Origin of the sequence: Parasphingorhabdus sp. SCSIO 66989, from assembly GCF_032852305.1 — a bacterium.
Taxonomy (GTDB): domain Bacteria; phylum Pseudomonadota; class Alphaproteobacteria; order Sphingomonadales; family Sphingomonadaceae; genus Alterisphingorhabdus; species Alterisphingorhabdus coralli.
In genome coordinates this window covers 884,352-898,824 of the sequence record NZ_CP136594.1, presented here as the reverse complement: position 1 = coordinate 898,824, position 14,473 = coordinate 884,352, and the positions used below count along the sequence as shown (strand labels likewise).

11 protein-coding genes are annotated in these 14,473 nt (G+C 57.9%); 6 read left to right on the top strand and 5 right to left on the bottom strand.

Going from position 1 to position 14,473, the window contains the following annotated elements; genetic code table 11:
* The first annotated feature begins 450 nt into the window (after positions 1–450).
* From RB602_RS04110 to RB602_RS04100, 3 genes are read left to right on the top strand one after another with little or no spacing between them, the layout of a single operon-like run.
* Positions 451–1,923: a TolC family protein gene (locus RB602_RS04110; RefSeq protein ID WP_317083202.1), complete on the top strand. Its 1,473-nt coding sequence runs from the start codon at positions 451–453 to the stop codon at positions 1,921–1,923.
* Positions 1,920–3,104: an HlyD family secretion protein gene (locus RB602_RS04105; protein ID WP_317083201.1), complete on the top strand. Its 1,185-nt coding sequence runs from the start codon at positions 1,920–1,922 to the stop codon at positions 3,102–3,104. Before RB602_RS04110 ends, RB602_RS04105 begins: the two co-directional genes overlap by 4 nt.
* Before the next feature lies 1 nt (position 3,105).
* The gene (locus RB602_RS04100) at positions 3,106–4,170 is read left to right on the top strand and encodes a hypothetical protein (RefSeq protein WP_317083200.1); all 1,065 of its coding nucleotides are present in this window, start codon (positions 3,106–3,108) and stop codon (positions 4,168–4,170) included.
* Positions 4,171–4,174: 4 nt separating this feature from the next.
* Here RB602_RS04100 and RB602_RS04095 read toward each other — a convergent pair whose 3' ends face one another.
* A complete protein-coding gene (locus tag RB602_RS04095) occupies positions 4,175–4,822 on the bottom strand; it encodes a MarC family protein (RefSeq protein ID WP_317083198.1) in 648 nt (215 codons plus the stop codon).
* 62 nt (positions 4,823–4,884) lie between these two features.
* Positions 4,885–5,538: a MarC family protein gene (locus RB602_RS04090; protein ID WP_317083196.1), complete on the bottom strand. Its 654-nt coding sequence runs from the start codon at positions 5,536–5,538 to the stop codon at positions 4,885–4,887.
* A gap of 146 nt (positions 5,539–5,684) precedes the next feature.
* On the opposite strand from RB602_RS04090, the gene RB602_RS04085 reads away from it, so the two are divergent.
* A complete protein-coding gene (locus RB602_RS04085; protein WP_317083195.1) occupies positions 5,685–6,155 on the top strand; it encodes a YbaY family lipoprotein in 471 nt (156 codons plus the stop codon).
* Positions 6,156–6,202: 47 nt separating this feature from the next.
* Here RB602_RS04085 and RB602_RS04080 read toward each other — a convergent pair whose 3' ends face one another.
* Positions 6,203–8,458, bottom strand: a complete 2,256-nt coding sequence (locus RB602_RS04080) for a S9 family peptidase (protein WP_317083193.1) — start codon at positions 8,456–8,458, stop codon at positions 6,203–6,205.
* 142 nt (positions 8,459–8,600) lie between these two features.
* Here RB602_RS04080 and RB602_RS04075 point away from each other — a divergent pair, with 142 nt between their 5' ends.
* Together RB602_RS04075 and RB602_RS04070 are read left to right on the top strand one after the other, a co-directional pair.
* Complete coding sequence (locus RB602_RS04075) at positions 8,601–8,978, top strand: tetratricopeptide repeat protein (RefSeq protein ID WP_317083191.1); 378 nt, start codon at positions 8,601–8,603, stop codon at positions 8,976–8,978.
* A complete protein-coding gene (locus RB602_RS04070) occupies positions 8,975–9,949 on the top strand; it encodes a FecR family protein (protein ID WP_317083189.1) in 975 nt (324 codons plus the stop codon). The genes RB602_RS04075 and RB602_RS04070 overlap by 4 nt, the downstream gene beginning before the upstream one ends.
* Here RB602_RS04070 and RB602_RS04065 read toward each other — a convergent pair whose 3' ends face one another.
* A complete protein-coding gene (locus RB602_RS04065; protein WP_317083187.1) occupies positions 9,950–12,181 on the bottom strand; it encodes a CHASE2 domain-containing protein in 2,232 nt (743 codons plus the stop codon).
* A gap of 158 nt (positions 12,182–12,339) precedes the next feature.
* Entirely contained in the window at positions 12,340–14,349 is a 2,010-nt protein-coding gene (locus RB602_RS04060) for a CapA family protein (RefSeq protein ID WP_317083185.1), read from the bottom strand.
* Between the last annotated feature and the right edge of the window lie 124 nt (positions 14,350–14,473).

Here is a 14,473-nt window from a genome sequence, read left to right as displayed (position 1 = left end):
TGCGAATGTCAATTGACTTAAAATCCGAAACGAATATTCCTTTAAGTGTTCAGAAACAAATGGGCTAGCGGTTAACAAGTAGCTTGACTGCACCAAATAAGGGCGAGGCCACGGCCTCGCCTTTTTATTTGCATTTTTCTGATATTAATTATGAATAACCGCTAGTGATTCAGAATTATACTTAACGCATAATTAATGATTTAAAGGCTTTAGACGCGTTAATAGGCATGGTATTGGGATTCCATGCTATCACGCTCGCGCTGCATCTCCCTTGGCCAAAGGGCATTGCTCGGCGCTGCGAAATCCTTTTCTTTTCCTGTGTAACGGGATATTCGGACTTCCATGGCTTCACGCGCTTTTCCCGACAGTCTGTCGCACACCTCTGGCCCCACCGCACACACTGGGCGGCAGATGGTTTTGCCTGCCTGGGTTTTAAGTCTGGCGTTAGTGATGTCCGGCTGCACCATCAACCGCACCGAAGCGCCGATTGACGGGGTGGATGTTGCCGATTGGCAAACGCCTGCGACCAGCGAGTTGGCGCGACGGTCCGGAGACGGTGCGCCCGCGCTGCCCGGCACCGAGCGCCAATGGTGGTCGCAATTTGATGATCCATTGCTGCTCGATCTGATTGATGCGGCGCGTAACGAAAACCGCGAAATCCGCATCGCCGCATTGCGGATTATCGAAGCGCGGGCGCAGGCACAGGGGCTGCGCGCCAATTTGCTGCCGCAAAGCGTTACCGGCACGCTGAATGGAGGCTATGCCGCCAATGCGCTCGCCGGGGGTCGGATTGTTGATAATGACTTCCTGTTTGTCGATGCCGGGGTTTCGGCAGCATGGGAGCTTGATATCTTTGGCCGGATACGGCGCTCTATCGAACAGGGCGAGGCGGTGCTGAGCGGTGTTGAAGCCAGCGCCCGCGATGTCGAGATACTGATCTCGGCAGAGGTCGCCCGGCGCTATTACAATTATCGCACCGCCGAGGCGCGCCTTGCCATTTTGCGCGGCAATGCGGCCCTGCAACAGCGCAGCGCCGATATTGCCAATCTGCGCTATGAATATGGCGAAGACAGTGAGCTCGATGCGCAACAGGCGCGCTCCCAATTGGTGGCGACCGAGACTGCTATCCCCGGCCTGATGGCGACCATGGAGCAGGAGCGCGCCGCACTGGCGGTGCTGACCGGGCGCTTGCCGGGTGACATTGCGCTCGATGACCGAGCGGATTTCCCGGTCGCAAACCTGCCACTCTATGCCATTCCTGCCGAGATGCTGATGCGGCGACCCGATGTGCGCGGCGCGGTGCAGGGGATTGAGGTACAGGCAGCGCAGCTTGATCTGACCAAGGCACAGCTTCAACCCGCCTTTGTCCTAGCCGGAGCCTTTGGCATCACCCGCACCACGGCTGGCGGCCTGACCGATGCGGTGACAGAATCGCTGGCGGCAAGCCTCAGCTTCCCGATCTTCGACTTTGGCCGCATCCGCAACGCGATCCGGGCGCAGGATGCGCGGCTGGAACAGGCGGTGGCGCGCTATGAGCAAACGGTGCTGGATGCTGCGCGCGAAACCGATGAGGTTGCGATCAATCTGCTGCGTATCCGCGAAGAGATTGCCCTGCTCACCGAATCCGCTGCGATTGCCCGGCGCGGGCTGGAGATTGCCAATACACGCTATCGTGAAGGCTTGTCTCCGTTTGATCGGGTGCTGGACGCACAGGCGCTGTTGCTGCGCCAGGAGGACAGCCTAACCGCCGCACGCGGCCGCGAGGCGGTGGCGTTGATTGGGCTGTACCGGGTTATTGCCGGTGGCTGGGATATGCGCGCACCGGAGGAGATTATCCCGGCCAGAACGCTGGACCGGATGCAGCAACGCACCAATTGGGGCGATGATATTATCGAGAATGTGGCAGGGGAAAACACGCCATGAGCGATGACAAGCAACAGGCCGAGGACACGCCCAAGGATGAAGCGGAGGAAGCAACCGTGACCGAGGCCGAAGAGTCGACAGCGAGCGAGCCGAGCGAGGCGGAAAAGACCGCCAAGCGCACCGGGCGCGGCGCGATGGTGCTGCTGGGTATCATCGCGGTCATCTATCTCCTGCATTTTGTCGGCGACCGGGTAACGCCTTATACCAGCCAGGCACGTATCGGCGCCAATGTCGTGCCCATCGCGCCGCAAGTCGCAGGCGAGATCATCAAGCTCGACGTTGTCGACAATCAGCTCGTCAAAAAAGGCGATCCGCTGTTCGAGATTGATACCGCCAATTATGAGTTGGCGCAGCAAAAGGCGGAAGCTGATCTCGATGCGGTTGGCCGCGACCGGCAGGCTGCCAGCGCTGCGGTCGAGGTCGCGCGCGCCAATCTGGGGGTCGCCAGAGCTGCGCTCAACAAAACCCGCAAGGAAACCGCGCGCTATGAGGCGTTGCGTGCGGCCGATGAAGGCACGGTTTCAGTGCGCCGTCTCGATGCCAGCCGCGCCTCGTTGAGCGAAGCCCGCAGCCGGGTTGATGCCGCCGAAGCGCAATTGCGTCAGGCCGAGATCGCCCGGGGCAGTCTGGGCGGCGATAATGACCGTATCCGTGCCGCGCGCAGTGCGCTGGAAAAAGCGCAACTCGATATTGAACGCTCGGTGGTGCGCGCACCTGCTGACGGCAAGGTCACCGATCTCAGCATTGACGCCGGTCGCATTGCCGGGGCTGGGCAACCAGCATTGACACTGATCAGCGTGCGCGATGTCTGGGTTGATGCTGATCTCACCGAGAATAATCTGGGCCATGTCAAAGTCGGCCAGCCGGTGGATATTGTGCTCGAAGCGATGCCGGGCAGCATTATCAAAGGTAAGGTCCGCAGCGTCGGCTCCGGCGTTGCTGCCGGACCGCGCTCATCACAGGGCTCCTTGCCGACGGTCAACAACAGCCGCGACTGGCTGCGCCCCGAACAGCGTTTCCCGGTGGTCATCGAGTTTACCGATGTTGACCCTGATCTGGTGCGCAATTTGCGGTTGGGCGGGCAGGCCAGCGTGCTGGTCTATACCGACGAAGCCGGCATAATGGGCTTTTTCGGGCGGCTCTATATCGGCTTTATGGCCCTGCTCTCCTACGTGCTGTAACATGGCCGTTGCGTCCCCATCGCTATTGGCCAAAGCGGTTCGCCGAACCCGAGCCTTGCCGCAGGCAGAAGCGCGATGCTGGCGGTTGGCGGCAGGGTTCGGATTGGCGACACTGGTCGGCTATGGCGGCTTCCCTGCGTTCGGCTATATGTTTGTGCTGACGACGCTGATCCTGTTGATGCCGCCCGTGCCCGCCCCCAAGCCAGGACAGGTGGTGCAACTATTGATCATCGCACTGGTCGCGGTAGCCTGGGGCGCGATTTTGGGGCAGTTGCTGTTCCGCATCCCGATATTGGGGCTGCTACTGCTTGCCATTGGTCTTTCTGCAACCTTCATGCTGCAAGTGAGCAAACCGGCCATGGCTCCGGTCGCCTCCTTGCTGATCATCGGCCAGACTTTTGTGCCCGTCCTTTCGGGGCCGACGCCGGCAATGGGCCCACTTTTTTTCTTCATCATGGCAGGCGGCACCATCTTTGCGGTTTCGATCAGCTGGCTGGTCCAAGCCTTTTTCCCCGAGCGTGCTGCCCCGCCCGTGCCGCCTGCCTTTACCGGGGATATAGGCTGGGTCGGCCTGCGCGGGATTATGATCATGCTGCCACCGATCATGCTGGCGCTGACGGATTCAGGCTTTTTGCCGCTGCTGATCAAAGGCTCTTTTCTGGCAGTTCAGGCCGAAGCGACGACGGCGCGATATCAGGCGCGCGAGTTGGTCGGTTCGACCCTGATGGGCGGATTGATCGCCTTTCTGCTGTGGACCGGGCTGCGGCTCATGCCTGATCTTTTCGTTTTCGCGCTGCTTATGGCGACGGTCGGGCTGATCATCGGGCGTAATCTCTATGGCGTCACCAAGACGCGCCAGCCTTTCACTTTCTGGCAGGCAGCGGTGGTGACGATGATCGTCGTCGTCGGCCCCAGCGTTTCAGATTCGACCTTTGGGCAGGATGCCAATACCGCTTTCATGATACGCATCGGGCTGTTTATTGCCCTGTCCATCTATGCCGTTCTGATGGTCGCATTGCTCGATGAAGTGCGCCGCATGATCAGGGCAAGGCGCGCCCGAAACTAGCGGATCAGCCGTGCGGCAGATCAACCGGCGGCGCGATACCCAGATCACGCAAGCCCAACAGCACGAGTTCGACCGCAAAGCCGCAGAACATGATGGCGACAATGCGCAAAATCACCTCGGACCGGGCGTTCTTCTTGCTCTCGCCACCGCGATCCATCGCAAAGGCCATGCCCATCAGCACCACAAGGTTAAACACCATGACAGCGCCCAGCGCGATCAGGGCATTGGCCTTGGCCGCCAGATCAGGCAAGCGCGCATTGACGACAACGATGGCGACAATCGCCTGCGGTGTGGCCAGCATCGGCATCGCCAACGGGTAGAGAGCAATATCCTTTGAGGACGAAGCGGCCGCATCGTCTTCTGCATGGTCATGGCTTTCGCCAAGCACCAGATCGAGCGCGAAGACAAAGAGGATGATACCGCCAGCAACCTCCAGCGCAGGCACAGAAACATGGAAAATGCCAAGAATGCGCTCGCCGAAAAACATAAAGGTGAACAATATGATCGACGAGGTCATGATTGCCGTAATCACGGTCTGACGCCGCTCGCCACTCGTCATCTGTTGGCCTTTGGCAGCAAACAGCGCGATAGCCTTGGTCGGGCCGCAAACCACTACGAAAATAACGATCAGGTCCCAAATGCTGTAATTCATTGCACGCTTCCCTGAAATTCTGGCCAATCGGGCCTGTGGATTGTCGTTACCGGCTCTTGGGTTCAGCCATGCGGCAGATCAATTTGCGGAACGATGCCCAGATCACGCAATCCCAGCAATACCAACTCCACCGCAAAGCCGCAGAACAATATGGCGACGATCCGCAAGACCACCTCGCTGGCACCACCGCTTTTTTTCGCGCCCTCACCACCGGGCTTCATAGCCATGGCAATGGCCATCAATATCGCAAGGTTGATAACCATCTGGGTGCCCAGTGCGGATAAGGCCAACACCTTGTCTTGCAGGGTGGGCAAGCGGGCATTGACCACGACCAGAGCCACAATCGCCTGCGGCGTCGCCAGCAACGGCATAGCCAGAGGATAGAGCGCGATACTGGTGGGGGAACCGCTCGCACCCTCCTCATCATCATGGTCATGGCTTTCGCCAAGAACCAGATTGATCGCGAAAACAAACAGGATGATGCCGCCAGCTACTTCGAGGGCCGGGACAGAGACATGAAAAATGCCAATGATCGCCTGCCCGAACAGTGCAAAGGCGAACAGGATGATTGAGGATGTCATTACAGCGGTCAGCACGGTCTGGCGCCGCTCCGCGCGGGTCATATTCTTCCCCGCATTGGCAAAAACCGCAATCGCCTTGGCCGGTCCGGCGACGACGCCAAAGATAATCAGCAGATCAATAAAGCTGTAATCCACTCTTGTTCCCCTAAATTGCCAAGCCCGGCGAATATCGTTGTTAGCTGTCATTGTCGAGCATGATATTGGTTGTAACGGGGAATCACTCGACATAGAAACTGCGGTAACCAATAGCGGACTACACGAAAATCAAAGGGGAACGGCAAATGCGCAAATCATGCTCTTTCAAAGCGATAGCAATTTCTGGTCTGGCCATATCCGTACTATTGTCCGGCTGCGCAACGGTATCGGAAAGCGGCACCGAAGCGGCAACCAGCGCTGCCGCGCAGAACCCCAGCGGCAAGACCATTGTTACCGGCATGGCAACCTATCGCGAGCGTATTGCCCTGCAGCCCGGTTCAGAGCTTTCGGTTGTCCTGCTCGATTCCAGCTTTGATGATCCGCTCGCCAATCTGTTTGCCGGAACCAATGTGCCGATTACCGACCAGCAAGTGCCCGTTCCGTTCAGCCTGACCATCGACCATGATCGCGTAATCCCCGGTGACAGCTATGAAGTGCGCGGCATTATTCGCGGTCCCGATGGCGCCATTCGCTGGCGCACCCAGCAGCCCAAGCCTGTCGATCTGTCGCTGGAAAAGCAGGATGTCGGCACGATCATGCTGATCGCGGCGGAGTAACGGTTGGCCTCAGCCAAAACGCTTTTATCGACGTAGTTTACTTGGGCTTATTGTTCCGCAACCCGTGCGTCGTCCGTTGGAGCGACCTTATCGAGAAAGCGCTGCAGCGTCAGCGCCCGGTGGACCAATATATCCGTACTCTGAAAGCCATGCGCCTGTCCGGGATAGACCGCGGTTTCAAAAGGCACCCGCGCCTGCTGTAGCTCGGCAAATAAACGCACGCTGTTATCGAAGATGACATTGTCGTCGCTCATGCCATGCACCACCAGCAGCGGATCCTTGATCGCATCGACGCGGCCCAGCACATCGGCGCGCTTATAGACATCCGGGGCAACACGGGGATCGCCGAGATAGCGCTCGGTATAAGCGGTATCGTACAAATCCCATTGCGTAACAGGCGCACCGGATATGCCTCCGGCAAAATCGCCGGGTGCCGCCTGTAGCAGCTTGAGCACCATATAACCGCCATAGGACCAGCCATTGGCGACGATCCGGTCGCCATCGGCCCAAGGCTGTTCTTTCAGCCAGGCTAGGCCCGCGAGCTGATCTTCCACCTCAACACCGCCAAGAGCAAGATGGATAGGCTCTTCAAAGGCGCGGCCGCGATTGCCCGAACCGCGATTGTCGAGGCTGAAAATGGCATAGCCCTGCTCTACCCACCACAGATCAGCCGGGCTGACCCAGCCGCGCGCGACACGCTGCGCATGCGGCCCGCCATAGACATTGAAAATCACCGGGAACGGCCCCTCGCCTTCAGGCTTCAGCACCTCCCAATGCATCACCTGCCCATCAGCGGCGTTGATCATGCCATATTCCGGCGCACGCTGCACATGGGTGTAAGGCGCGAAGGGATGGTCCGCGCCGATGCTGTTCTCTTCCATCCAGCGCAGGCGCTTGCCCTCGGTATCCGCGAGATAGACCTGTGGCGGCTGCATCGGGCTTTGGCGCTGCAGCAACAGGCGCGTGCCTTTGCCATCGCTGGTCCCACCATGCCAATAGCCGCGCTCGGTCAGCCGTTTCGGTTCGCCGCTGCCATCCAGCGAAACCGCATAGACATGCCGCTCCAGCGGCGTCTCGCGATTGCCGACAATATAGGCGACATTGCCAGGCTCATTGATCCCGGCGACGCTGCTGATGACCCATTCGCCCTTGGTAATCTGGCTCAGGCCACCATCGCGCCAGCGATAGAGATGCATGAAACCGTCGCGTTCGGACAGCCAGAGAAAGCCGCCATCCTTTAGCGGGATAAGCCCCTGCTCGCCGCCCTGCCCAAAACCGCTAGAGGGCAGATTGACGAAGGTCTCTGCCGTTTCGGCCAATACCGGGCTGGCGCTTCCGGTCGCTGGATCAAAGGCGAGCAGATCAAGCCGCTTCTGGTCGCGGCTGAGGCGCTGCACCCAGAGCGTCTTGCCATCGGCAGACCAGTTGACCCGGGCGAGATAGAAATCCGGGTCTTCACCCAAATCCATCTTGACCGGGTCGCTGCCATCGGGGCGCATAACGAACAGTTCGACAACGGCATTATCGGTCCCGGCACGCGGATAGCGCTGGGCAATAAGCGCGCTGCCCTCCGCACCAATGGCAAGCCGCTGCACTACGCCGACACCGCTTTCATCGACACGAGCCACCGCGAGTAACTGATCATCAGGACTCCACCAATGGCCGCGTGAGCGATCCAGCTCTTCTTGTGCGACAAATTCGGCTGAGCCCCAGCTGATGGTATCGCTCGCGCCCTCAGTCAGTTGCCGCTCCTCGCCAGTGGCAGTCTCGGTAACATAAAGCTCACCGCCGCGCACAAAGCTGGCATAGCGGCCGGTCTCGGATAGCTGGGCGTCCAACTCGGTCGCCTCGGTATCGGTGAACCGCCTGGGTTCACCATCTAAAGGGGCAATCCACAAATCACCGTCGACCGGTACCAACAGCGCCTTGCCATCCGGTCCCCAGTCATAGCTGACAATGCCGCGCGTACCGGCCAGCCGCATGCGCTCGCGACGCATCTTTTCCTCTTCGGAAATCTCCCGCCCGCCAAGTGCCTCACTATCTACCAGCATCCGCTCCTCGCCGGTGGTGGTATCAATCGCCCAAAGGTCATAGCGCTGCCGATCATCTGCACGCGGTTTCAACAGCGTCGCATAGCGCCCATCCGGCGAAAGCTTGAGCGCGCGCGGTGTGGACCCCGACAGGCTGGGGCTGCCATAGACCGCCTCCAGAGTGAGCGGTTTGCGTTCCTGTTCTTCAGCGAGCGACATTCCGGGCATCATAACCAGCGCCGCAGCCAACGGCCACCATGTGATCTTAATCATATGCGCAGCCCTATAGCGCAATATTGTCGGGTTCAAGCTTTTGGTTGGAGTGCAAAGGTACGTAATCCGGCGGAAGCGGCATTGCAGCGTAGTGTGGTATAGTGAGTAGATATGGCATGACTTTGGCATCAAGATGGGGCTTATGACTCACACATCCTTTCGTGCCGCCTTTGCGGCAATGATCTTCGTGGCCAGCTATCCATTAGCGGCACAGACGATAGACGATCTCGACATATTGTCCGAGCAGACTGTCGATGCGGAAACAGGCATCGAAACCGCGCGACAGCAGACAGAGCGCGGGGAGTTGTTAGAAGCACTGGCAACGCTGGAGCGTGTACTTACCCTCTTCCCGAAGTCCGCCGAAGCCCGTTTCAATCACGCAACGCTATTATGCTGGATAGGTGATCCACAAGGCGCGATTGTTGAATTTGAACGACTGGACAAGGACGATTACGCCAAGGGTGCGCTGAAACAGGCCGAAGCGGAGTGTGCCAAGGCCATGGTGGAGAATCAGCGATGACATGTCCATCCTGCAGGATTGCCTTACTGGCCATTGCCGTGCTGGCCCTGTCGAGCATCATAAGCCCATCTGCCACAGCACAGCAACGCGTCGAAGTCGGCAATGCTGCAAGCGTGGCGGGCAATGTCACCCTTGAGAACAATCGGCTCGAAAAACCGATCAAGGTCAAGCGCCGTCAACGGATCGCCTGGGGCGATGTGATCAGGACCAAGAAAAACTCGCAGATGCAGATTCTGCTGTTGGATCGTTCCAGCTTCGGCATTGGTCAGCGTTCCCGTGTGCGGATCGATAGATATGTCTATGACCCGAACAAGGGACGGTCACTATTTACCACCTTTATCAAAGGCGCATTGCGATTCTTTTCCGGCTCCAGCAAAGGGGAAAACAGCGCCGAGATTTCCACCCCGTCTGGACGCATTGGCATTCGTGGCACGGCGATTGACATGCTTGTGGGTGAAAAGGCCGAGGACATAGCTGAGGATGAAGGTTTTGTCGGCAGCGTGCGCAGCGATGATGACGAAGCGACTTTAGTGGTGTTGCGCGGTCCGGGTGCCAATACACAGTCCGGCCTTACGCTGGGCCTTGCAGATGTAACCGGTGCGGGTGTGACTGTTGTCCTCGATGAACCTGGCCTTGCTGCCTATATTCCGCGCGAAGGAGCCGCACCGATTGGGCCGTTCCGTATCTCCAATAGAGGGCTGGCAAGGGTGCAGAACCAGATATTGCCGCGCTGGGCACGCAGCTTAAAGAACGGTGGCATCCTTGATGAGGTCATCGGCGGAGCCGCCGCGGCGGCGATAATCGGCGCTATACTGGGGACGACCGGTGGTGATGACGATGGCCTTGGTCCGAACACCGGTGGCATTCCGAATAACCCGAATAATCCAACTACGGGCAATGATCCGAACGGCAACGACAATTGTGAAAATGCCAATGGAGAGCCGGTGCGCTGTCCGCCTGGAATCAACTGATCACTTGGTCATAGCCTGATAAACGCCATCCCATGCGAGGCCCGGCGGTTTCTTGCGCAATCCGTCAATGCGCTCGGCAAACAGCTTATACAGACCTGACATGCCGAATTCCTCATAGAGCTCACGACTATCTTCAAGCGCTTTTTCCGAACGATCCCAGTGTTGCGCGCGATAGGCCTTAAGCATCTGACCATGTGCCGCGCTCAAGCCTTTAAATGCCTCGCTCGACAGCAGTTTTGCATCCCCCAGCAACGCAAAAATCCGCTCCGGCTTTTCGCGCCCGATCACCCGCACCTGGTCCAGTTCGAGTAAGGCAAAATCTTCCAGCCGCTCGGCCAGCACCTCGCCCACAGCGATAGACACGCCATAGACTTTGGTCAGCCCCTCGAGCCGGGCGGTCATGTTCACCGTGTCACCAATAAGCGTATAGGAAAGCCGCTCGCGCGATCCCATATTACCGACACAGCAAAGCCCGGCATTTAGGCCAATGCCGATCCTGACATTACCCGGCCAGCTTGTGCCCGATTGCAGGTCCATCGTCGCATTGAGTTGCTTGATCTTCTCAACCATGTCCAATGCAGCATGGGCGGCGTTGGAAGGATGGTCCGGATCATCGAGAGGGGCATTCCAAAATGCGAGAACCGCATCGCCAATATATTTGTCGAGCGTCGCTTTATGGGCGAGCAGTATCTCGCTCATCGGCGTAAGGAAGCTGATCAGAAAATCGATCACCTCGCTTGGCGAATAGCGCTCCGAGATACGACTGAAGCCGCGAATGTCGCACATCAGCACGCTCATGTCGCGCTCTTCGCCACCCAGTTCGAGCTTGCCGGGATCATCAGCAATCTGGCGCACCATTTCCGGCGACAGATAGCGGTCAAAAGCGGCGTGGATATAGCTGCGCTGACGTTCTTCACGATAAAATATGGCGACCGTCTGCACTGCATAGACAGCTCCGATAGCCAATATCGGCCAGGTTGGGTTGAGCAGATAGCGCGCTTCGGTGAAGGCGAACCAGGTCATCAAACCAACCACGACAATCCCGATCAGGGCCGCAAGCGCACCAAGGGCGGCACCAAGTCGCGGCAGGAGCAATGCAAGCACTCCGCCGAGCAATACAACCAGAACCCCCTCAAGCGCGCGCGCCCAATCGGGACGCACCAGAAAGTGACCGCTCAATATCTGCTCCGCCGCCGCCGCATGCACGGTGACGCCAGCGGCGCTTCCGCTCAATGGTGTCGATACAAGGTCTTGCAGCCCCTCGGCGCTGCCGCCGACAAAGACGGCCTTGCCCGCAACGGTCTTGGCCAGATCATCGTCCGACATCGCCCCCGAGATGATCTGCCACGCCGGCACCATCATGCGTGTGTCCTTATCGGGAAAATGGACCCACATCTCCGCCGCATCATTGACCGGTATGTCAGTATCACCCAGCCGTACCGAAACAGCAGCCCCGGGGCTCGACAAAGTTTCCCCGGTCCCGTCGCTGGCGAGGAGATTGGGCGATCCGGTATCGAGCGCGACGCGGACAGTCTCCAAAGCAAGGCCGGGGACCAGATTGCCATTCTGGATCGCCACCATCGGTACCCGCCGCACAATCCCGTCTGCATCGCTTTGCAACGTAACAAAGCCGGTCCCCGCCGCTGTTTGCTCAATAGCAGGTAGGGGTAGCAAAGCGCCGGAATAGATGGTTACATCGCGACTTGGCAGTGTTCCAGAAAGCGTAAAGCTGGCGCGCGGCTCGACATCGCGTCCGCCCTCTTCGGCATCGAGAAAGAAATAGCCCGCCACCACCGGCACATCGGTAAAGCTCTTGGCTAAAAGGGCATCATGGCTGGGCAATCCTGCCAGGGCGTCGTTTAGGTCTTGCGCCTCATATCGTGCCGCCAATGCTTCGGGCGATGTGCGATCAGCTTCAGAGAAAACAATGTCATAGGCAACGGCACTGGCACCAGCTGCACCGAGACGCTGTGTCAGTGTGGCCAAGTCCGTGCGTGGCCATGGCCACTGACCAAGACGGGCAATGGATTCCTCATCAATATCGACAACCACTACATGCGGTTTTTCGCTAAGTCGCCAAGGCGCCGCGCGCTGCAGCGAATCAAAGACTTGCATACTCACGCGCTGAAGCGGTGCAGGGTCAAACGCCATGAGCCCCAGCACCAGTGCCAGAGCAAAAAATCCGACCATCGCCGGACCCAAGCGTTCCAGATAGGCGGACAAACGCCCCATGACCCCCTCATATCATTTCGCCAAACAGGCTATGGGCGTGCTTTGCAAAAAGCAATCATGGTGTTTGAGGCCAATATTGGGTTGGGCAATCTGGTAGGCCTAATGTTCGCATCTTCGCGGGTCACTAACTCGCCAATATCGGAGTAAGATCGAGCATATTATTGCCATTCGACAATGGCGAGCTCATCCAACAGAATCATGTCGGGGTTTGCCCCAGTCTCCGCAACTTGGAACTTTAATACAGGTCGCATCGGCAGAGCTCTGCCGCGCACATCACGTGCAGCACTAAAGTCAAAATGGATTTGCTGCCATTCGCCGGCTTTTAGCGATGCTTTGCCAATCGGGGACAGGGGCGAAGTCTCCAAAGCCTGATAACGGTCCATGCCTCTTGGACGCGATTGGGTAAAAGCTTCTACCTCAAGAGCGAATTTTGGCTTGATCCAGGTGGTGAGTGTGTAGCTGTCTTTATTGAACACTCGCAAAAAGGTTTTGGGTGCAAAAGTGATCGTACCTTCCTGCCCTGCCGAAACCAAATTGAGTGCATAATCGCCACCTTTGGACACATCACTGAGAGCGGCTTGCGCATTGTCGATCTGCCAACTGCGGTCGTTCAAGCCAAATGCATTATGAGATTCAAAACCGCCGCGGAAGAACAGATCTTTACCAAAGCGTATACCTGTGTCCTTGGCTATGTCCTCACCACTGCCGCTCGACAGGACTGTTGGCAGGCGTTTGATCTTTCCGCCCTCTAACTGCGTGTGTGTGACGGCCGATATGCCTAGGTCAGCCATATCATCGGCTGCTGACAGCACCGCATGGCCACCCGACAGACGCAAAGGGGTATTGCGTTCAGAGGAGAGGCTCATCACCCTTTGCAGGACATAGTTGCGCACATCCGCCACAGCCGGGACCGGCCGATAATCCTTGATATGCAGCGGAATGACCTCGGCGCGATAGAATTGGTCGCCATCCATCCAGACGCGTAGCGCCATAGCGCCGTGGGTCTCATAAAAGAACTGGTCGAACAGAAAATTGCCGAGCGACCAGGCGATCAGCTTGCCGTTATAGAGCTCCAACCCGTGCGTCACATGCGGGTGATGGCCGATCACCAGGTCTGCGCCCGCATCGACCGCCGCCTTGATCCGGGTTTCGGTTAGCTCGGTCGGTCCTTCGCTATATTCGCGGCTGCCATGATATTGGATGACGCTGATCTCGCCTTTCCGGTCTGCGTCTGCCGCCGCCATCTGCATGACCTCTTGCGTCCCCAACGCTGCACCGCCCTTGTCTGCTTCCGCCACCTGATTGGGTGTCACCCGGCCTTTCCAGCCGACATAGCCGAGCATGGCATAGTCGTGATTGTTCATCGATATGCGCCATGGCGCTTCGGCCTGTGTTGCATTCAACCCGGCACCGGAATGGCCGATGGGTGATTGCTCCAGAGCCTCAAATGTCTGTTTCAGGCCGTCATCAAGATAATCATAGCTATGGTTATTCCCCAGCGAGACATAGTCCACGCCCATATCCTCCAACGCCAGAAGCGCATCGGGATGGGTATAGAAAACAACCGATTTCGGAGCATGCTCTGGCGGCTCTGCGGTTGCCAATATGGATTCCAGATTGACCGAAGCAAAGTCCGCAGTCTCAAAATAGGGCTTCATATGCTGCGTCAGCGCCCGCATATCATCAGCGCGCGTCTCTTCCCGGACAAGCACAGGCTCGTTCCATTGCGGATCGAGATAACGCCGCCCGACCATGAAATCGCCGCCGAATATCATCTCAACACGTCCCTCTGTCTTGGCCACCAATTCGATCGCAGGGACAGTCAGAGTGCCGGAAGTATCTTGCTGCAGCTCGACCGCAGCGAAGGTCTGCACCGAAGAGAAAATGGCCTCGCCTTGAAACGCAATCTGATAGATTGGAGCCTCGGCCACCGTAATGTGGAACGTTCCTTCCTCACCGGTACGCGTATGCACTCCGTTTATGGTGATGCGTATTTTATCTGGCGAAGCACCGGCATCCGCAATGGCGACTTTGCCGATAATGTCGACATTGGACTGCGCCGAGGAAAGTGCATAGGCGCTATGCGAAGCGACGATAGTGATAAGGCCAAAAATGGACAGTTTTACAAGGGATATCCAGGCAATGCTTCCAAACCATGATTGTCTCATATGTCCCCCTATTGCACCAACGTCAGACCATGGGAAACTAGCGCATAAAGGCAAGGCAATCTTATAAGCGTTTCTTCCCCGGCGATAGCCGCAGGTTATATACTCAAATGGCATTAGAATTGGA